The organism is Pseudomonas zeae (assembly GCF_014268485.2).
GTDB lineage: Bacteria > Pseudomonadota > Gammaproteobacteria > Pseudomonadales > Pseudomonadaceae > Aquipseudomonas > Aquipseudomonas neuropathica.
Genome location: NZ_CP077090.1, coordinates 5,819,136 through 5,837,727, shown reverse-complemented (window position 1 = coordinate 5,837,727; position 18,592 = coordinate 5,819,136). Strand labels below are relative to the sequence as shown.

The following is an 18,592-nucleotide window of genomic DNA, read 5'->3' as shown; positions in this document are numbered from 1 at the left end:
AAGAGCCTTAAATGACCGACTATAAAGCCACGCTTAACCTTCCGGACACCGCCTTCCCAATGAAGGCCGGCCTGCCACAGCGCGAACCGCAGATCCTGCAGCGCTGGGACAGTATTGGCCTGTACGGAAAGTTGCGCGAGATTGGCAAGGATCGTCCGAAGTTCGTTCTGCACGACGGTCCTCCGTATGCCAACGGCACGATCCACATCGGTCACGCACTGAACAAGATTCTCAAGGACATGATCATCCGCTCGAAGACCCTGTCGGGCTTCGACGCGCCGTACGTTCCGGGTTGGGACTGCCACGGCCTGCCGATCGAGCACAAGGTTGAAGTGACCCACGGCAAGAATCTGGGCGCGGACAAGACCCGCGAACTGTGCCGTGCCTACGCCACCGAGCAGATCGAAGGGCAGAAGTCCGAATTCATCCGTCTCGGCGTGCTGGGCGATTGGGCCAACCCGTACAAGACCATGGATTTCAAGAACGAGGCCGGTGAAATCCGCGCCCTCGCTGAAATCGTCAAGGGCGGTTTCGTGTTCAAGGGCCTCAAGCCTGTGAACTGGTGCTTCGACTGCGGTTCGGCCCTGGCTGAAGCGGAAGTCGAGTACGAGACCAAAAAGTCCTCGACCATCGACGTCGCCTTCCCGATCGCTGACGAAGCCCAACTGGCTGCCGCGTTCGGTCTGCCGTCGCTGGGCAAACCTGCCTCGATCGTGATCTGGACCACCACCCCGTGGACCATCCCGGCCAACCAGGCGCTCAACGTTCACCCGGAATTCAACTACGCGTTGGTCGACATCGGCGACAAGCTGCTGGTACTGGCTGAAGAGCTGGTCGAAGCCTGCCTGACGCGCTATGGCGTCGAAGGCTCGGTCATCGCGACCACCACCGGTAAACAGCTGGAACTGATCAACTTCCGTCATCCGTTCTATGACCGTCTGTCGCCGGTGTATCTGGCTGACTACGTCGAACTGGGCGCTGGTACCGGCGTGGTTCACTCCGCTCCGGCCTACGGCGTGGACGACTTCGTGACTTGCAAGAAATATGGCATGGTCAACGACGACATCCTCAACCCGGTGCAGAGCAACGGCGTGTACGTGCCGTCGCTGGAATTCTTCGGCGGCCAGTTCATCTGGAAGGCCAACCCGGCCATCGTCGACAAACTGACCGAAGTCGGTGCGCTGCTGCACACCACCGTCATCGAACACAGCTACATGCACTGCTGGCGCCACAAGACCCCGCTGATCTACCGCGCCACCGCGCAGTGGTTCATCGGCATGGACAAAGAGCCAACCAGCGGTGACACCCTGCGTGTGCGCTCGCTCAAAGCCATCGAAGACACCAAATTCGTTCCGGCCTGGGGCCAGGCGCGTCTGCACTCGATGATCGCCAACCGCCCGGACTGGTGCATCTCGCGTCAGCGCAACTGGGGCGTGCCGATCCCGTTCTTCCTCAACAAGGAAAGCGGCGAACTGCACCCACGCACCGTCGAGCTGATGGAAGAAGTGGCCAAGCGCGTTGAAGTCGAAGGTATCGAAGCCTGGTTCAAGATGGACGCTGCCGAGTTGCTCGGCGACGAAGCGCCGCTGTACGACAAGATCAGCGACACCCTCGACGTCTGGTTCGATTCGGGCACCACGCACTGGCACGTCCTGCGCGGTTCGCACCCGATGGGTCACGAGAGCGGCCCGCGTGCCGACCTGTACCTGGAAGGTTCCGACCAACACCGTGGCTGGTTCCACTCGTCGCTGCTGACCGGTTGCGCCATCGACAACCACGCGCCGTACCGCGAACTGCTGACCCACGGTTTCACCGTCGACGAAGCCGGCCGCAAGATGTCCAAGTCGCTGGGTAACGTGATCGCGCCGCAGAAAGTCAACGACACTCTGGGCGCCGACATCATGCGTCTGTGGGTTGCTTCGACTGACTACTCCGGTGAAATGGCGGTTTCCGATCAGATCCTGCAACGCAGTGCGGACGCTTATCGTCGTATCCGAAACACCGCGCGCTTCCTGCTTTCGAACCTGAGCGGTTTCAACCCGGCTACCGACATCCTGCCGGCTGAAGAAATGCTCGCGCTGGATCGTTGGGCGGTCGACCGCACCTTGCTGCTGCAACGTGAGCTGCAAGAGCACTACGGCGAATACCGTTTCTGGAACGTTTACTCGAAGATCCACAACTTCTGCGTGCAGGAGCTGGGCGGTTTCTACCTCGACATCATCAAGGACCGTCAGTACACCACTGGCGCCAACAGCAAGGCCCGCCGCTCGGCGCAAACCGCGCTGTTCCACATCTCCGAAGCGCTGGTGCGCTGGATCGCGCCGATCCTCGCCTTCACCGCCGACGAACTGTGGGAATACCTGCCGGGCGAGCGTAACGAATCGGTCATGCTTAACACCTGGTACGAAGGTTTGACCGAACTGCCGGCCGACGTTGAGCTGGGCCGCGACTACTGGGAGCGCGTGATGGCGGTCAAGGTAGCGGTCAACAAAGAAATGGAAATCCAGCGCGCAGCGAAAGCTGTCGGTGGCAACCTGCAAGCCGAAGTGACGCTGTACGCCGAAGACGCGCTGAGCGCCGACCTGGCCAAGCTGAGCAACGAACTGCGCTTTGTCTTGATCACCTCGACGGCCAGCGTTGCACCGTTTGTACAGGCTCCGGCCGACGCGGTAGTGACTGAAGTCAGCGGCCTGAAGCTGAAGATCGTCAAATCGGCCTTCCCGAAATGCGCCCGTTGCTGGCACTGCCGTGAAGACGTCGGTGTGAACCCGGAGCATCCGGAAATCTGCGGTCGTTGCGTCGACAACATCAGCGGCGCTGGCGAGGTTCGTCACTATGCCTAATGCCGTTGGCCGTTTTGGACGGTTGAGCTGGCTGTGGTTGAGTTTGCTGGTTCTGGTCATCGACCAGGCCAGCAAGTTCTACTTCGAAGGCAAGCTCGAAATGTTCCAGCAGATCGTGATCATTCCTGATTACTTCAGCTGGACCCTGGCTTACAACACCGGCGCGGCGTTCAGCTTCCTGGCGGACAGCTCCGGCTGGCAGCGCTGGTTGTTCGCCCTGATCGCGATTGTGGTCAGTGCGGTGCTGGTGGTCTGGCTCAAGCGCCTGGGCCGCAACGAAACCTGGCTGGCCGTCGCTTTGGCGCTGGTGCTGGGTGGCGCGCTGGGCAATCTGTATGACCGCATTGCCTTGGGCCATGTGATCGATTTCATTCTGGTGCACTGGCAGAACCGCTGGTACTTCCCGGCGTTCAACTTCGCCGACAGCGCCATTACCGTTGGCGCGGTGATGTTGGCACTGGATATGTTCAAAAGTAAAAAGACCGGAGAAGCCGTTCATGACTGAACAGGTATTGGCTGAGCAACGCATCGGCCAGAACACGGAAGTCACCTTGCACTTTGCATTGCGCCTGGAGAACGGCGACACCGTCGACAGTACGTTCGACAAAGCCCCGGCGACCTTCAAGGTCGGCGACGGCAACCTGCTGCCGGGTTTCGAAGCGGCGCTGTTCGGCTTCAAGGCCGGCGACAAGCGCACGCTGACCGTCGAGCCGGAAAACGCCTTCGGTCAGCCGAACCCGCAGAACGTACAGATCATTCCGCGTTCGCAGTTCGTCGATATGGAGTTGTCACCGGGTTTGCTGGTGATCTTCAATGACGCGGCCAATACTGAGCTGCCGGGTGTGGTGAAAGAGTTCGACGACACGCAAGTGACCATCGACTTCAACCACCCGCTGTCGGGCAAGACGCTGACCTTTGACGTGGAAATCATCAACGTTAAAGCGCTGTAAAAATGTGGGAGCGAGCCTGCTCGCTCCCACCCAGTTGGTTATTCATTGTTTTCGCGCGCAAGACACGAGGCACAGCATGCAAATCAAACTCGCCAACCCCCGTGGCTTCTGCGCTGGCGTGGACCGGGCGATCGAAATCGTCAACCGCGCCCTGGAAGTCTTCGGGCCGCCGATCTACGTGCGTCACGAAGTAGTGCACAACAAGTTCGTCGTGGAAGACCTGCGCAGCCGCGGGGCGATCTTCGTCGAAGAGCTGGATCAGGTGCCGGACGACGTTATCGTGATCTTCAGTGCTCACGGCGTATCCCAGGCCGTACGCACCGAAGCCGCCGGCCGTGGCCTGAAAGTGTTCGACGCCACCTGCCCTCTGGTGACCAAGGTGCACATTGAGGTGGCTAAATACAGCCGCGATGGCCGTGAGTGCATTCTGATCGGCCACGCCGGACACCCGGAAGTCGAAGGCACCATGGGTCAGTACGACGGCAGCAATGGCGGCGCGATTTACCTCGTCGAAAACGAGAATGACGTCGCCGAGTTGCAGGTGCAGAACCCGGATAAACTGGCTTTCGTGACCCAGACCACGCTGTCGATGGACGACACCAGTCGCGTCATCGATGCATTGCGCACGCGCTTCCCGGCCATCGGCGGTCCGCGCAAGGACGACATCTGCTACGCCACGCAAAACCGTCAGGACGCGGTCAAGCAACTGGCCGACGAGTGCGACGTGGTGCTGGTGGTTGGCAGCCCGAACAGCTCCAACTCCAACCGTCTGCGTGAGCTTGCTGAGCGCATGGCCACACCGGCCTACCTGATTGACGGCGCGGAAGACCTGCAAAAGAGCTGGTTCGATGGCGTTGAGCGTATCGGCATCACCGCCGGTGCCTCCGCGCCGGAAGTACTGGTGCGTGGTGTGATTCAGCAACTGCAGGCTTGGGGTGCCACCGGTGCCGATGAGCTGGCCGGTCGCGAAGAGAACATCACGTTCTCGATGCCTAAAGAGCTGCGCGTGCGTTCGATCTGACACGCTGGTTTTTGTGGCACAGCGCCTGCTCAGTCTCTTGGCTGTTCAGGCGTACACGGCCGGTCGCCGCCAGTACTATCTGACGCTGGCTGACCGGCTCGCGAGCCGAGCAGACATGTAATGTCCCTGCCTGAAATGCCCGCCCGGGCATCAGCGGTTGCCCCAGACTGCTGAAACGTACGTAACGACTCACCGACCAATTGCCGACAATTGGCACCTGCGTGTCGCTCACACTTTCTTGTAGCAGTGGATTGTTGCTGTCTTTCTGCCCCTTGCCGCTGATATCCAGAATGATCCGCCAGCCCTGACTCCAGTCGCCGTTGATGCCATGAATCACCACGCTCTGATTGCGCGTGATGGCCAGTGTGCGGGCGTTGCGAAGGCCATCGAGCAGCGATTGCGCCGCTTGATCCCGATGGTTCGATTCTTTGAGCGCGGCAAACGCCGGACTGACCAGCAGCAGAACAATTGCGCCAATCGCCAGTCCCATAAGCAGTTCTATCAGGCTGAAACCCTGTTGCGGCATGAAAAATCCCTCCGTGGAGTGTGATGAGCGGCGCGCTCCGTGCGCCGGGCAGGGCAAATCAACCGACGCGGGCCGGTTGAATGTTCTAGCGTGTAGAAGCAGGTATAGCCGACGGCAACGGAGGGCATCGATGGATCTTCGTACAAAAGGTTTCACGCTGATCGAGTTGTTGGTTGCGATCGCGATCTTCGTGATTCTGATCACCCTGGCGGTGCCGGCATTCACCCGTTCGGTTCAGGGCAGCAAGGCCGACACCGAAATGGGCGACCTGCAGCGGGCGATCAATTTCGCCAGGCTCGAGGCCATCGACCGTGGTACGACGCTGCGCTTGCGTCCAACCGCTGGTGGCAGCGTCTGGACCGGTGAGCTGGCGGTCTACGACAGTACTGGCAATCCGGCCAATGTGTTGCGGGTTGTTCCCGCGATGAGCAGCGGCGCGACTCTGACGCTACCCTCAGGAGTGACCGCACTGGATTTCAACAACCTTGGCGGTCTGGCGGCACCGTCGACGGCGGTGGCCATAAGTTACACGCTGGGAACGCAAAGCAGGACGCTGAACGTGTGTTTGAACGGACGAATTCAATTGGGTGGAACTTGCGGATGAGGGCAGGGAGTCAACACGCACAGCAGGGCATGACGCTGATCGAGGTGCTGGTCGCGTTGCTGATACTGACGGTCGGGTTGCTGGGCGCGGCGGCCGTGCAACTGAATGCGCTGAAGTACACCGACAGCTCACGGATGACCAGTCAGGCCAGTTTCATCGCCTACGACATGATGGACCGCATCCGCGCCAACTCCGGCGCTGACTACACTGTCACACCGCCGACCTCGGGCAATCTGAGCGTTGCCCGCGATCAAGACCTCTACGACTTCTCCACCAATATCAGCAATTTCGGCGGGCCGACGGCCACCGGTAGCATCAGCCTCAATCAGCGCGTTTACACCATCACCATCAACTGGAGCGACGCACGGGCAGCCAACACCGCCAGTGCTCAACGCAGTTTTATCCTGACCAGCCGCGCTGCGGTTGATCCGGTGGCCACGCCATGAAGCAGCAAAACCGTGGATTCGGTCTGATCGAATTACTTATCGCTTTGGCATTGGGGCTGATTGTGGTGCTTGGCGTGGTGCAGATTTTCATCGCGGCGAAAAATACCTATGTCAGCCAGAACACTGCCGCCGCGATGCAGGAAGACGCGCGGTTCGTATTGAGCAAGATGATTCAGGAAATTCGCATGGTCGGGATGTTCGGCTGTCTGGGCACGATCCTCGATTCGAGCTCCGCGGGCGACTTCAACGCTGCGCAGGTCATGCCGATCAACTGGGACAATGCCAACCTGAAACTGACACTGGTGACCGCCGATATCGGCAGCGGCGGGGGCACGCCAACCTGGACGGTGCTCTCCGACTGCCGCAATAGCGCAACGGCCTATACCGGCTTGCGCTCCCCGGCGAGCGGGCAAATCGCGTTCCCGATCCGGCGTCTGATCTACAGCTTCAGCAACAATCAGATTCTCATGGGCACCGGCAGCGGCACACCGACCCAGCAGGTGTTGGTGAACAATGTCAGTGCATTCAACGTGACGTTTGGTCTGGCCAGTTCGGCGACGGATGTGGCGGCCTCGACCTACAGCGCCAACCCCGCCGATCCGGCGCGCATTCGCAGTGTGCGGCTGAGCCTGACCCTCAACGATCCGAACAATCGGGTGCGCAATCAAACCTTCAACGTGGTTGCCGCTTTGCGCAACCGCTTGCAGTGAGGGCGCGCTGATGAGGATTTCTCTTCACTCCCGTCAGACTCAGCAAGGCATGGTGTTGCTGGTCAGTCTGGTATTCCTGCTGTTGTTGACCCTGATTGGTTTGTCGTCGATGCAAAGCGCCAACCTGCAGGAAAAAATGGCCGGCAGTGTGAGCCTGCGCAATCAGTCGTTCCAGACGGCCGAGGCGGCTCTGCGTGTTGGGGAGAGCGCTGTGCAACTGGACAGTTATTCGCTCGCCGTGTGCAGCGGCACCACCCAATGCGCACCGCCGGCGGAGTCGTCGGTGGTCAGTGCGGCGGGGTTCAACTCGACGTCCGGGGTGACCTGGATCGCCGCCGGCAATGGTTTCTATGGTGTGCAGAACATCGGCACCACACTGACCGCCGTCAACGTGCCGAGCAACACCTCTGCGACGTTGTATCGCGTCACCGCTGTCGGCATTGCCGGCAGCTCGCGCAGTGTGGTGGAGAGTGTCTATGCGAAGTATTGAACGCTGCACATCGCTGCTGCTCGGCCTGCTGCTGAGCTTGTATCTGGCGACGCCCGTCTATGCATTCACGCCCTCCGATTCGCCGCTGTTGAGTGCTGCAGCGGTGCCACCGAATGTGATGCTGCTGATCGATGATTCGGGGAGTATGAACAGCATCATTTACGCCGCCGGATTTGATCCGAACATCAACCGTGCACCCGCCCGGCAGTGCAATGCCTTCCTGGGATTGTGCTCTGCGCTCAATGCTCCGCAGATCACCGGCGACACGGTGTTTCTATCGAGCCTGCCGACCTCCGGGTGCTCGGGCGGCGCCTATGCGTTCTACAACAACAGCGTGGCGCCGTTATGCCTGAAGCTGCCCGACCCCGTAGGCAATGAGAACACCCGATATTCCGCCGATTACATTTCCTATATCGTCGGCCTGGCCACGAGCAACGGCACCCGTGACTTCACCACAGGAGCGATCCCCAACGATTATCGAATAAACGTTGCGCGAAACGTTTCCATAGCACTGGTCAGCAGCAACCGCACCCTGCGTATGGGCCTATCGACCTTCAACCCGGCCACCAGTACCAACTCGGGCAATGGTGGTTTCATCGCCCGATCGATCACCGATTTGTCGCCGGTGTCCGGCAGCGTGACTCAAGCCCAGGCCGACACCAATTACAACGCACTGATCTCTTCCATCAACGGCTTGAGCGCCGTGGCCAACACGCCGTTGGCGGAAGCCTATTACGAAATCACCCGCTACATGCGCGGTATGGCGCCGTACTACAACAGCACGCCGACTACCTACACGAGCCCGATTCAGTATCGCTGCCAGAAAAACTACGGCGTCGTGATTACCGACGGTCTACCCACTTTCGACCGAACCTTCCCGACTAACGACCCATTGGGCGGCAGCCGTTTGCCGAACTGGGACGGCGTCAACAATGACGGCAACAATCTCAATGGTGACAACGAAGGGGACACGCTGTATCTGGATGACATCGCCAAGTTCGCCTTCGATATCGACATGCGCTCGACCGGTACCGACGCGGCGGGCAAGAGTTGGAACGCGGTGGATTTTCCCAAGCAGAACATGAACACCTATACCGTGGGGTTCACCGCCGACAACGACATGCTGTCGGACGCGGCCAGTTATGGGCAGGGCAGGTATTACCAAGCGACTGACAGCACGGGACTCAATGCTGCCTTGTCGTCGGCGTTGAGTGATATCACTTCCAAGGCTGGCTCTGGTGGTGCCGGCGTCGCCAGCAGCAGCACGTTGACCATTGGCAGCAGTTTTTATCAAACCACTTACGATCCCAAGGATTGGCGCGGCACGATCAGGTCGTTCGGCTTTACCGCGACCGGCACGGTGAATACCTCGGCTGTGCAATGGACGACCGACACCACCATCGTGCCCTCTGCCACGGCACCGACTTTTCAATCATGGAACACCGTGAGCAATGCGCCGATAGCCCTGGCATTCGGCAACTTTTCCCTAGCCCAGCAGACGACGCTGAATCAGGGCCTGCCCACCGGTATCAACGGCAATGATCTTGTGGAGTGGAGCAAAGGGACTAACAAGACCGGGCTCAAAGTACGCGGTGTGCTGCTTGGCGATATTATCAATTCGCCGCTGGTACTCGCGTCGCCTGCAGACAAGAGCGCCTCTGATCTGTCGGGCGATAGCAGTTACACCAACTACCTGACGACCAAGGCTGCAAACATGAATGCCAGTCTGGTGGTGAACGCCAATGACGGTTTCGTCAACGTGATCAATTCGGCGAACGGCACACGTCGTTATGCGTACATGCCCTCCAGCGTGCTGCCGTCGTTGCGTCTGATCGCGGACACCAACTACGTCAACGGCGTCAGCCACAAGTTTCTGGTGGATGGTCAGGTCGGCGTGTTCGATGCGCAGGCCGGCACCAACTGGAAAACTCTAGCCATTGGTGGCACTGGGGCCGGCGGTAAAACCTTTTATGGACTGCAACTGTTTGATGCCTCGGCGGGCAATGTCATCAGGGCATTGTGGGAAGCCAGTGCGCCGGTCACTGCCAACACGGCGAACGCGTTCAATGATCTGGGTTACGCCTACGCCCGTCCGGAAGTGGCACGCTTGGCCAATGGTCGCTGGGCGACATTCATTGCCAACGGCTACGGCAGCAATTCGGGCGTTGCAGCTTTATATGTACTGGATGCGCTGGATGGTTCGCTGATCAGGAAAATCGTTATCGACAGCACGGAAACCAGCAACGGTTTGTCGTCGGTGAAACTCAAGGTCAACTCTTCGAATGTGGTGCAGGCCGCTTACGGTGGCGACTTGAAGGGGCGGTTATGGAAGTTCGACCTGAGTGCCACGTCCTCCGACAGTTGGGGCGTGGCGTTTTCCGGCAAGCCACTGTTCACCACGGCGGGCGGGGCGACTCAACCGATCACCGCGCAGCCGTTACTGGCGGATAATGCGCTGGGCGGCAAACAGATCTTCGTCGGTACCGGCAAGTTCAATGAAACGGCCGACAAGACCAATAAGGATTTGCAGGCGTTCTATTCCGTATGGGACGCCGATGGTGGTTCTGGTCAACTGACTGTCAGCAGTCTGCAGCCGCAGGCGATCACCGGGTCATTTGCCGGCAGCTCTGGACAGTTTCTGACCACAACGCAGAATGACACGACGTATCCGGCGGAGAAGGGTTGGTATCTGCCGCTGGTGTACAACAACGTGCTGACCGGCGAGCGGGTGATCAATCAGGCGAGTATCGTGCTGGGCCGTATTGTCTTTACCACGGCCAGTGTTGATACCACCGATCCCTGTGCGAGTTTTGGTACCGGCAAACTGATCGAACTGGATGCGTTCAGCGGTAAGATGCTCAACTATGCCGTCATCGACACCAATACTGACCGTTTGGTCGACAGCAATGACACGATATCCAGTGGCGTGATATTCACCGGTGGCATTCCGACCCTTAACGTCATCTCCGCAAATGCCACCGAAAAGCTTGTGGGCGACACCAGTGGCACCATCACAACCGTTGTGGAAAAGGGCGGCGGTGGCAGCCGTCGTATCATGTGGCGGCAAATACAGTAAGTGAGAGTTTGAGGCATGCGCAGATTCAACCGAGGCTTCACCCTGATCGAAATCATGATCGTGATTGCGATCATCGGGATCGTCATCACCATCGCCGCACCGAGCTATACCGAGTACCTGAAAAAGGGCCGTCGCGCTGAAGTGGTGTCTTTGCTATCGGAGCAGGCGCAGAGCCTCGAACGCTTCTACACCAAGAACAATGTCTATACCGGCATCACCGGACTCAGCACGGGCAATGATCTCTACACCATCACCCCGACCATCGCTGACCAGACCTTCCTGCTGACCGCTACCCGCAAAACGGGTACGTCCATGGCCACCGACAAGTGCGGGGATTTCACCCTGACCAACACCGGTGTCCGCAGTATGAACAACGCGACCACCGGGCTGACCACCAAGGATTGCTGGGGCCGCTGAGGCGCTTTCTTTCGGGTGCCTTTTGCGCCCACTGTCTTTTTTACGGTTGGATCAAACATGACCAGGCAACAGCAAGTGGTGATTGTCGGTGGCGGGGTGATTGGCCTGCTGACCGCCTACAATCTCGCCTCCGAAGTACGCAGCGTGGTGCTGCTCGATCGCTCGAACCTCGGCCAGGAATCGTCCTGGGCGGGCGGCGGTATCGTTTCGCCGCTGTATCCGTGGCGCTATAGCCCGGCAGTCACCGCACTGGCGCACTGGTCGCAGGATTTTTATCCACAGCTCGGCGCGCGTCTGTTTGCCGACACTGGCGTTGATCCTGAAGTGCACACCACGGGCCTGTACTGGCTGGACCTGGATGATGAAGCCGAAGCGCTGGCCTGGGCCAAGCGGGAAAATCGCCCGTTGCGGGCTGTGGATATCTCGGCGGCACATGATGCGGTGCCGGTGCTCGGTGGCGGGTTCGCGCGGGCGATCTACATGGCTGATGTCGCCAACGTGCGCAATCCGCGTCTGGTGAAATCACTGAAAGCGGCACTGCAGGCATTGCCGAACGTAACCATTCACGAACAATGCGCAGTCAGCGGGTTTGTCCGCGAGGGTGAGCAGGTTGTTGGCGTCGAGACGTCGAAGGGTGTGATCAAGGGCGATCAGGTCGTACTGACTGCGGGGGCGTGGAGCGGCGATCTGCTCAAGACGCTGGATCTGACACTGCCGGTCGAGCCAGTCAAAGGCCAGATGATTCTCTACAAGTGCGCAGCGGATTTTCTGCCGAGCATGGTATTGGCCAAGGGCCGTTATGCGATTCCGCGTCGTGACGGGCATATCCTGATCGGCAGCACGCTGGAGCACGAAGGTTACGACAAGACGCCGACCGAGGTGGCGCTGGAAAGCCTCAAGGCTTCGGCAGTGGAGTTGCTGCCGGCGCTGGCGGATGCCGAAGTGGTCGGGCACTGGGCGGGGTTGCGTCCGGGTTCGCCGGAGGGCATTCCCTATATTGGCCGGGTGCCGGGGTTTGACGGGTTGTGGTTGAACTGCGGGCATTACCGCAATGGGCTGGTGCTGGCGCCGGCGTCGTGCCAGTTGTTTGCCGATGTGATGCTGGGAAGGACGCCGATTATTGATCCGGCGCCGTATGCGCCCGAGGGCCGGATCTAGTCTGATATTTCTTCAGCGATCGGATGGCCGTCATCGCGAGCAGGCTCACTCCTACAATGGATCTCCGGTTAACTCACATTTTGTGAACACCCTAGATCCCTGTAGGAGTGAGCCTGCTCGCGAAGGGGTCCTCAATCCAGGCCCAGTTTCTTCAGCCGATAGCGCATCGAACGAAACGAAAGACTCAACCGCTGCGCCGCCGCCGTGCGATTCCAGCGCGTTTCTTCCAGCGCCTGCAAGATCAGCTTCCTCTCAACGTTCTCCAGATAATCTTCCAGATTGTCGATCTGCGTCAGATCGGCAATACCGCCGTCCGCCGCGCAGTTGCCTTCGCTCAGACGTAAATCTTCAGCCTCGATCGTGCGGTTCTCACACAAGGTGTGTGCCCGCTCAAGCACGTTTTCCAACTCCCGCACATTCCCCGGAAACCGGTAATTCTTCAGCGCTTCCAACGCCTGAGGATGTAAACGCGCTGCCGGTTGGCCGGTGTCCTTGGCCAAACGCTTGAGCATGTGCGCCGCCAACACTTCGATGTCATCGCGCCGCTCTCGCAAGGGCGGCACGCGCAGTTCGATCACGTTCAAGCGGTAATAAAGGTCCTGACGAAAGCGTTCGGCCGCGACCTCCGCGTCGAGATCCTTGTGTGTGGCGCAGAGAATCCGCACATCGACCACGCTTTCCTGCTGGCCGCCGACACTGCGCACGGCTTTTTCCTGAATCGCCCGCAGCAGTTTGACTTGCATCGACAACGGCAAGTCCGCCACTTCATCGAGAAACAACGTACCGCCATGGGCTGCCTGAAACAACCCGGGCTTGTCCTCGACCGCGCCGGTGAAACTGCCTTTGCGATGTCCGAAGAACTCGCTTTCCATCAGCTCGGAAGGAATTGCCCCACAGTTCACCGGCACGAACGGCTGGCCGGCGCGCGGCCCTTGTTCATGGATCAGCCGCGCAACCAGTTCCTTGCCACTGCCCGATTCGCCACTGATGTACACCGGCGCCTGACTGCGAGCGAGTTTGTCGATTTGCTTGCGCAGAATGCGCATCGGTGGCGAATCGCCGAGCAAGCGCCGATCGATGGAGGTAAAGCTGCCTCCCGCCGCCGGCATGCGCAGGGCTGTACCGACCAGTTCGCGCAAACGAGTGAGGTCCACCGGTTTGGTGAGGAAGTCGAAAGCACCTGCTTTCAAAGCGTTGATGGCCGTTTCCAGGCTGCCATAGGCGGTGATCATCGCCACCGGCAGTTGTGGATAGCGTTGCTGAATGTGCTGCACCAGCTCCAGCCCCGTACCGTCGGGCAGGCGCATGTCGGTCAGGCACAGATCGAAACTCTCGCGGTTCAGCAGCGCCTGGGCTTCAGCCAGATTGCGTGCGCTGTAGGTGTCGAGCTTCATCCGTCCCAGGGTGATTTCCAGGAGTTCGCGGATATCCGGTTCGTCGTCGACGATGAGAATTTTTTGCCGTGGGCTCGTATTCAACTTTGTTTCCGTCCGTGAGCAAAGGTGATGCGAAAGCAACCGCCGCCTTGGCGTGACTGAAAGTCTAGGCGCGCTTGGTTGCTTTCGCACAGCTCACGGGACAGATAAAGCCCAAGGCCGGTGCCCTGGCTGCTGGTGGTGAAGAAGGGTTCGAACAGATGTGTCTGTTCATCGGCAGGCACGCCGGGGCCGTTGTCCTGCACTTCGAGGACCGCCAACTGGCTGTCGGGATCACTGAACAACGAGAGCCAGACTTCGGCCTGATCATGCAGCAGGGCGCTGTGGCGCCAGCCATTGCGTAGCAGATTGTCGAGAATTTGCGTGAGCTGGTTCGGGTCCATCAGCGTGGTGAAGTCTCCCGAATTGATCCGCAGGTGAATCTGCTGGCGTTCGCTGGCCTGTTCACGACTCTCGACAACGAAGTTTTCCAGCCATGGCTTGAGATCCAGGCGTTGCGGCGCGCTTTGCTGGCGGCGGGACAGTTGCAAGACGTTTTCGATGACTCGGTTCATGCGCTGGGAGTGGTCTTGAATGATCTGCGTCAGACGCCGATCCGCGCTATCGAGTTCCTCGGACTCAGCCAATAGCTGCGCGGCGTGACTGATGGCGCCCAACGGATTGCGAATCTCGTGGGCGATGCCGGCGGTCAAGCGCCCGAGTGCGGCGAGCTTAAGTTGCTGGGCTTGCTGGGCGATTTGCGCGAGGTCTTCGAGAAATACCAGGGTTTGTTGGTGGGGGCTTTGTTCGAGGGCAATGAAGCTCGGTTGCAGTTCCAGGCCGTTGCCGGGGATTTTCAGGCTCTGCGGGCGCAAGGTCGGGTTGTTCAGCCACAGTTGCAGGCGATCGACCAGCGCCGTGGAATAGTCATCGATCAAATGCCCCTGAAGGTGCGACTGCGCGAGCAGGGTTTGTGCGCTGTGATTGGCCAGTTGCACTCGCCGCGCCTCGTCGAGCACCAGAATGCCGGTGCGCATGCGTTGCAGGATCAGCGCGTTGAGGGCTTCGAGGCTGACCACTTCACTGGCACGTTGCTCGGCAAGGGTTTCGCTGACTTCGAGGCGGCGGATCAGTCCCTGCACCAGCAACGACGCGGCAAAGCACAGCGCACCGAGGGTGCCGGCCTGCAAGTATTCATTGGCGCTAAGGGGATGGTTGAAGCCGAGCAGGAAGCTCGAGCCGACGATGCCCAGCGCACCGATGGCGGCGATCAATAGCCCGATGCGCCGCCGTAGCAGGGTGTTGCTGATCGCCACAGAGACAATCAGCAAATTGCCCAGCGCACTACCGACGCCGCCCGCAGCAAAGAACAAACCGCATAAAAGCAGGACATCGACGAGGGCCAGACTGAACAGCTGCGCTGGCCGTCGGGTGTTCTCGAGGAACACCACCAACAGAATGTTGAGGATCAGATACAGCCAACTGCCACCGCGCAGCAATTCGTCGTTGGCCGACGTCAGCAGGCGGTTGTCCATGTTGCTGGAGATCAGCAGCACCAGCGTGATGCCGATACTCAAGCGGTAGAGATGATAAAGGCGCAGCAGGCGCTGCGCCTGTTTGCTGTCGGCGTGGGTGGCCTCAGCGATCACGGGTACCTGGGCCTTGCTCAAGGTGAGCCTGGCTGCAATACCACTGTTGTTGCACGCTCAGCGCACGGTCGCGCGGCAGATGCACGCCGCAATGGGCACAACGCACCATTGGTGGGGCGTCCTGTTCGCGAGGGGCACGGTTGGATTGATTGGACGCGGCAGGCGCCTTGAATTTACGCCACAACCATATCGCGGCAAAAATCACGACGATCCAGAACAATAAACGAAGCATGATGAGCGGCTTTCCGACTGATGATCCGGCAGTTTAGCCAAGCTCCCGACAAGCGCACAGCGGATTAAAGCGCAGAAATGAAAAAGGGAGATCCGCAGATCTCCCTTTTTGTACATCCGGTGTGATCAGTCGAACACGCCGAAAGTCATGTAGCTGAACCACGAGCGGTCGGTGTTGCTCGACTCAGGCTCTGGCTCTTCGATCACGTCGCCGTTTTCGTCTTTAGGCTTGAGCTCGTTCGGAATCGCGTCTTTCGCGTCCTGGAACTGCTTCTGCACGTCCTGGTTGGCGCGGGTTTCTCCCGGCGGCAGCGGTGGACGCGACTCGATCAGACCCAAAGTCGCCTTGCTCAGGAACGAACGGTTGTCGGCTTCGGCAACCCGTGGCACGAACTGGCCGTCTTGCAGGCTCGGGTGATTCGGGTAGTTGAGCTTCAGGGTTTCCAGACTGGTGGCTGCCAGGTCGTCCAGATGCAGACGCTGGTAGGCTTCAGTCATCACCGCCAGGCCGTCGCCGACCGATGGGGTTTCCTGGAAGTTTTCCACGACATAGCGACCACGGTTGGCAGCGGCTACGTAAGCCTGACGGGTCAGGTAGTAGTCGGCCACGTGGATTTCGTAGGCGGCCAGCAGGTTGCGCAGATAAATCATGCGCTGCTTGGCGTCCGGCGCGTAGCGGCTGTTCGGGTAGCGGCTGGTCAGCTGGGCGAACTCGTTGTACGAGTCGCGCGCGGCGCCCGGGTCACGCTTGGTCATGTCCAGCGGCAGGAAGCGCGCCAGCAGGCCGACGTCCTGGTCGAACGAGGTCAGACCTTTCAAGTAGTACGCGTAATCCACGTTCGGATGCTGCGGGTGCAAACGAATGAAACGCTCGGCGGCAGACTTTGCAGCTTCCGGCTCGGCGTTTTTATAGTTGGCGTAGATCAGCTCCAGCTGTGCCTGATCGGCGTAGCGACCGAACGGATAACGCGACTCCAGAGCCTTCAGCTTGGCTGTGGCGCTGGTGTAGCTGTTGTTGTCCAGGTCAGTCTGAGCCTGCTGATACAGCTCGGCTTCGCTGAGGTTTTCGTCTACGACTTCCTTCGATGAGCAAGCAGCGGTCAATGCGAGGATGGCGATCAGCAGCAGGTGTTTCACTTGCATGGCGGCTTGCGTCCCTATGACGGCCGCTGTCTTGGGCGGGGCCGTCCTGTTATGATGAGCGCCCCGTTGAAAAGCCTCGGGGCAAAAGACGCCGTATTTAACCACAAGCGCGCAGCCGAAACCAAAAGCTGTGCCGACGCACAGTCAGAGCATGTCCGATAAAATTGAACTTCGCGCAGAGGTGCCGTCCGAATTGGGCGGCCAACGCCTCGATCAAGTCGCTGCCCAACTCTTCGCTGAGCACTCTCGCTCGCGCCTTTCCGCCTGGATCAAAGAAGGTCGCCTGACTGTGGACGGGGCGGTCATCCGCCCTCGCGACATCGTGCACGGCGGTGCCATCCTCGAGCTGACTGCCGAGCAGGAAGCCCAGGGCGAATGGATCGCCCAGGACATCGAACTCGACATCGTCTATGAAGACGACGACATTCTGGTGATCAACAAGCCTGCGGGCCTGGTGGTGCACCCGGCTGCCGGTCACGCCGATGGCACCTTGCTCAACGCCTTGCTGCACCACGTGCCGGACATCATCAATGTCCCGCGCGCCGGTATCGTGCATCGTCTTGACAAGGACACCACCGGTCTGATGGTGGTGGCCAAGACCATTCAGGCGCAGACCAAGCTGGTGACGCAACTGCAGAGTCGCAGCGTCAGCCGCATCTACGAGTGCATCGTGATCGGTGTGGTCACCGCTGGGGGCAAGATCAACGCCCCGATCGGTCGTCACGGCCAGCAGCGTCAACGCATGGCGGTGATGGAAGGCGGCAAGCCTGCCGTCAGTCACTACCGTGTGCTGGAGCGCTTCCGCTCGCACACCCACGTAAGGGTGAAGCTGGAAACCGGTCGTACTCACCAGATTCGCGTACACATGTCGCACATCAACTTCCCGTTGGTCGGCGATCCGGCGTATGGCGGCCGTTTCCGCATTCCGCCAGCCGCGAACCCGACGATGGTTGAATCCCTCAAGCATTTCCCGCGTCAGGCCCTGCACGCGCGCTTCCTTGAGCTGGATCATCCGACGACCGGTGAGCGCATGAGCTGGGAGTCACCGCTGCCGGAAGATTTCGTCTGGCTGCTGACCTTGCTCAAGCAGGATCGCGAGGCCTTCATCGGATGAACTGGCTGACGCCGGACTGGCCTGCGCCGGCCAGCGTCAAAGCCTGCGTCAGCACCCGCGAGGGTGGCGTCAGCGAGGCGCCGTTCGACAGCCTCAATCTGGGCGATCATGTTGATGATCGTCCTGAGGCCGTTGCCGAGAACCGTCGACGCCTGACCGATCACTTCTCTATACAGCCTGCCTGGTTGCAGCAAGTGCACGGAATTGCCGTGGCGCATGCGGATCCGGGCATTGTTGCGACCGCAGACGCCAGCTGGACAGCAACGCCGGGTATCGCCTGCGCGGCGATGACGGCGGACTGTCTGCCGGCATTGTTCTGCGATCGCGCCGGCACTCGCGTTGCTGCGGCTCACGCCGGTTGGCGCGGTCTGGCGGCGGGCGTGCTTGAAGCAACTCTCGACAGCCTCGATGTTCCGGCTGAAGAGGTGCTGGTCTGGCTCGGTCCTGCCATTGGCCCGAAAGCCTTTGAAGTTGGCCCGGAAGTCCGGGAAGTCTTCATCAATCAATTGCCGGAAGCGGCACAAGCCTTCGTGCCGAGCGACAATGCCGGCAAATTCATGGCTGACATCTATTTGCTGGCGCGCCTGCGTCTGGCTGAACGTGGTGTCACCGCTGTTTATGGTGGCGGTTTCTGCACCGTGACTGATCCGCGCTTCTTCTCCTACCGTCGCGCTTCGCGCACTGGTCGCTTTGCCTCCCTTATCTGGCTCACCCGCTAGACTTGCCTGACCTGAATCAACGCTCTGACGCTTGAATCTTGCAGAATCGACCGCATCTATAGCGGTATCTGGCAGGTTTC

Annotated in this window: 18 protein-coding genes; 13 read left to right on the top strand and 5 right to left on the bottom strand. The window is 59.8% G+C overall.

The window, feature by feature from the left end; translation table 11 throughout:
- Positions 1-11 precede the first annotated feature (11 nt).
- From ileS to ispH, 4 genes are all read left to right on the top strand, one after another.
- On the top strand, positions 12-2,843 hold the full coding sequence (ileS, locus tag HU754_RS25775) for an isoleucine--tRNA ligase (RefSeq protein WP_093434808.1): 2,832 nt from the start codon (positions 12-14) through the stop codon (positions 2,841-2,843).
- Positions 2,836-3,348 (top strand): signal peptidase II, encoded by a 513-nt coding sequence (lspA, locus tag HU754_RS25770; RefSeq protein WP_007909836.1) that lies wholly within the window; start codon positions 2,836-2,838, stop codon positions 3,346-3,348. The genes ileS and lspA overlap by 8 nt, the downstream gene beginning before the upstream one ends.
- Positions 3,349-3,355: 7 nt before the next feature.
- A complete protein-coding gene (gene fkpB / locus HU754_RS25765) occupies positions 3,356-3,793 on the top strand; it encodes an FKBP-type peptidyl-prolyl cis-trans isomerase (RefSeq protein WP_175559621.1) in 438 nt (145 codons plus the stop codon).
- Between the two features lie 76 nt (positions 3,794-3,869).
- The gene (ispH, locus tag HU754_RS25760) at positions 3,870-4,814 is read left to right on the top strand and encodes a 4-hydroxy-3-methylbut-2-enyl diphosphate reductase (protein WP_186623946.1); all 945 of its coding nucleotides are present in this window, start codon (positions 3,870-3,872) and stop codon (positions 4,812-4,814) included.
- Here the strand turns inward: ispH and HU754_RS25755 are convergent.
- Positions 4,786-5,340, bottom strand: a complete 555-nt coding sequence (locus tag HU754_RS25755; protein WP_186623944.1) for a GspH/FimT family pseudopilin — start codon at positions 5,338-5,340, stop codon at positions 4,786-4,788. The genes ispH and HU754_RS25755 overlap by 29 nt on opposite strands.
- A gap of 130 nt (positions 5,341-5,470) precedes the next feature.
- On the opposite strand from HU754_RS25755, the gene HU754_RS25750 reads away from it, so the two are divergent.
- Genes HU754_RS25750 through thiO form a run of 7 tightly spaced genes read left to right on the top strand, consistent with a single transcriptional unit; the run spans position 5,471 to position 12,241 of the window.
- Positions 5,471-5,944: a GspH/FimT family pseudopilin gene (locus HU754_RS25750; RefSeq protein WP_186623942.1), complete on the top strand. Its 474-nt coding sequence runs from the start codon at positions 5,471-5,473 to the stop codon at positions 5,942-5,944.
- Positions 5,941-6,390 (top strand): type IV pilus modification protein PilV, encoded by a 450-nt coding sequence (pilV, locus tag HU754_RS25745; RefSeq protein WP_186623940.1) that lies wholly within the window; start codon positions 5,941-5,943, stop codon positions 6,388-6,390. Before HU754_RS25750 ends, pilV begins: the two co-directional genes overlap by 4 nt.
- Positions 6,387-7,100, top strand: a complete 714-nt coding sequence (locus tag HU754_RS25740) for a PilW family protein (protein ID WP_095048698.1) — start codon at positions 6,387-6,389, stop codon at positions 7,098-7,100. The genes pilV and HU754_RS25740 overlap by 4 nt, the downstream gene beginning before the upstream one ends.
- Positions 7,101-7,110: 10 nt before the next feature.
- Entirely contained in the window at positions 7,111-7,590 is a 480-nt protein-coding gene (locus HU754_RS25735; RefSeq protein WP_095048697.1) for a pilus assembly PilX family protein, read from the top strand.
- Positions 7,577-10,666 carry a pilus assembly protein gene (locus HU754_RS25730; protein WP_186623938.1) on the top strand — a complete coding sequence of 1,030 codons (3,090 nt, stop codon included), beginning with the start codon at positions 7,577-7,579 and terminating at the stop codon, positions 10,664-10,666. The genes HU754_RS25735 and HU754_RS25730 overlap by 14 nt, the downstream gene beginning before the upstream one ends.
- Positions 10,667-10,681: 15 nt before the next feature.
- Complete coding sequence (locus HU754_RS25725) at positions 10,682-11,083, top strand: type IV pilin protein (RefSeq protein ID WP_186623936.1); 402 nt, start codon at positions 10,682-10,684, stop codon at positions 11,081-11,083.
- A gap of 57 nt (positions 11,084-11,140) precedes the next feature.
- Positions 11,141-12,241 carry a glycine oxidase ThiO gene (gene thiO / locus HU754_RS25720; RefSeq protein WP_186623934.1) on the top strand — a complete coding sequence of 367 codons (1,101 nt, stop codon included), beginning with the start codon at positions 11,141-11,143 and terminating at the stop codon, positions 12,239-12,241.
- Positions 12,242-12,372: 131 nt separating this feature from the next.
- On the opposite strand, the gene HU754_RS25715 is transcribed toward thiO, so the two are convergent.
- The 4 genes from HU754_RS25715 to HU754_RS25700 all read right to left on the bottom strand — a co-directional run bounded on the left by HU754_RS25715 (position 12,373) and on the right by HU754_RS25700 (position 16,679).
- On the bottom strand, positions 12,373-13,719 hold the full coding sequence (locus tag HU754_RS25715; RefSeq protein WP_186623932.1) for a sigma-54-dependent transcriptional regulator: 1,347 nt from the start codon (positions 13,717-13,719) through the stop codon (positions 12,373-12,375).
- Complete coding sequence (locus HU754_RS25710; RefSeq protein WP_095048692.1) at positions 13,716-15,305, bottom strand: sensor histidine kinase; 1,590 nt, start codon at positions 15,303-15,305, stop codon at positions 13,716-13,718. The genes HU754_RS25715 and HU754_RS25710 overlap by 4 nt, the downstream gene beginning before the upstream one ends.
- Positions 15,295-15,537, bottom strand: coding sequence for a PP0621 family protein (locus tag HU754_RS25705; protein ID WP_093434843.1), 243 nt, complete (start codon positions 15,535-15,537; stop codon positions 15,295-15,297). The genes HU754_RS25710 and HU754_RS25705 overlap by 11 nt, the downstream gene beginning before the upstream one ends.
- A gap of 125 nt (positions 15,538-15,662) precedes the next feature.
- Positions 15,663-16,679: an outer membrane protein assembly factor BamD gene (locus tag HU754_RS25700; RefSeq protein WP_093434846.1), complete on the bottom strand. Its 1,017-nt coding sequence runs from the start codon at positions 16,677-16,679 to the stop codon at positions 15,663-15,665.
- A 151-nt stretch (positions 16,680-16,830) separates the two neighbouring features.
- Between HU754_RS25700 and rluD the strand changes: the two genes are divergently transcribed.
- Both rluD and pgeF read left to right on the top strand, forming a co-directional pair.
- The gene (gene rluD / locus HU754_RS25695) at positions 16,831-17,793 is read left to right on the top strand and encodes a 23S rRNA pseudouridine(1911/1915/1917) synthase RluD (protein WP_034153865.1); all 963 of its coding nucleotides are present in this window, start codon (positions 16,831-16,833) and stop codon (positions 17,791-17,793) included.
- Entirely contained in the window at positions 17,790-18,512 is a 723-nt protein-coding gene (gene pgeF / locus HU754_RS25690; protein ID WP_186623931.1) for a peptidoglycan editing factor PgeF, read from the top strand. Before rluD ends, pgeF begins: the two co-directional genes overlap by 4 nt.
- Positions 18,513-18,592 lie beyond the last annotated feature (80 nt).

Bases quoted from the DNA above. Each gene is read 5' to 3' on its own strand.
- ileS (WP_093434808.1), top strand. From the start codon at position 12: ATGACCGACTATAAAGCCACGCTTAACCTTCCGGACACCGCCTTCCCA.
- HU754_RS25700 (WP_093434846.1), bottom strand. From the start codon at position 16,679: ATGCAAGTGAAACACCTGCTGCTGATCGCCATCCTCGCATTGACCGCT.
- pilV (WP_186623940.1), top strand. From the start codon at position 5,941: ATGAGGGCAGGGAGTCAACACGCACAGCAGGGCATGACGCTGATCGAG.
- HU754_RS25725 (WP_186623936.1), top strand. From the start codon at position 10,682: ATGCGCAGATTCAACCGAGGCTTCACCCTGATCGAAATCATGATCGTG.
- lspA (WP_007909836.1), top strand. From the start codon at position 2,836: ATGCCTAATGCCGTTGGCCGTTTTGGACGGTTGAGCTGGCTGTGGTTG.
- HU754_RS25735 (WP_095048697.1), top strand. From the start codon at position 7,111: ATGAGGATTTCTCTTCACTCCCGTCAGACTCAGCAAGGCATGGTGTTG.
- ispH (WP_186623946.1), top strand. From the start codon at position 3,870: ATGCAAATCAAACTCGCCAACCCCCGTGGCTTCTGCGCTGGCGTGGAC.
- rluD (WP_034153865.1), top strand. From the start codon at position 16,831: ATGTCCGATAAAATTGAACTTCGCGCAGAGGTGCCGTCCGAATTGGGC.
- HU754_RS25755 (WP_186623944.1), bottom strand. From the start codon at position 5,340: ATGCCGCAACAGGGTTTCAGCCTGATAGAACTGCTTATGGGACTGGCG.
- pgeF (WP_186623931.1), top strand. From the start codon at position 17,790: ATGAACTGGCTGACGCCGGACTGGCCTGCGCCGGCCAGCGTCAAAGCC.
- HU754_RS25740 (WP_095048698.1), top strand. From the start codon at position 6,387: ATGAAGCAGCAAAACCGTGGATTCGGTCTGATCGAATTACTTATCGCT.
- HU754_RS25730 (WP_186623938.1), top strand. From the start codon at position 7,577: ATGCGAAGTATTGAACGCTGCACATCGCTGCTGCTCGGCCTGCTGCTG.
- HU754_RS25750 (WP_186623942.1), top strand. From the start codon at position 5,471: ATGGATCTTCGTACAAAAGGTTTCACGCTGATCGAGTTGTTGGTTGCG.
- thiO (WP_186623934.1), top strand. From the start codon at position 11,141: ATGACCAGGCAACAGCAAGTGGTGATTGTCGGTGGCGGGGTGATTGGC.
- HU754_RS25705 (WP_093434843.1), bottom strand. From the start codon at position 15,537: ATGCTTCGTTTATTGTTCTGGATCGTCGTGATTTTTGCCGCGATATGG.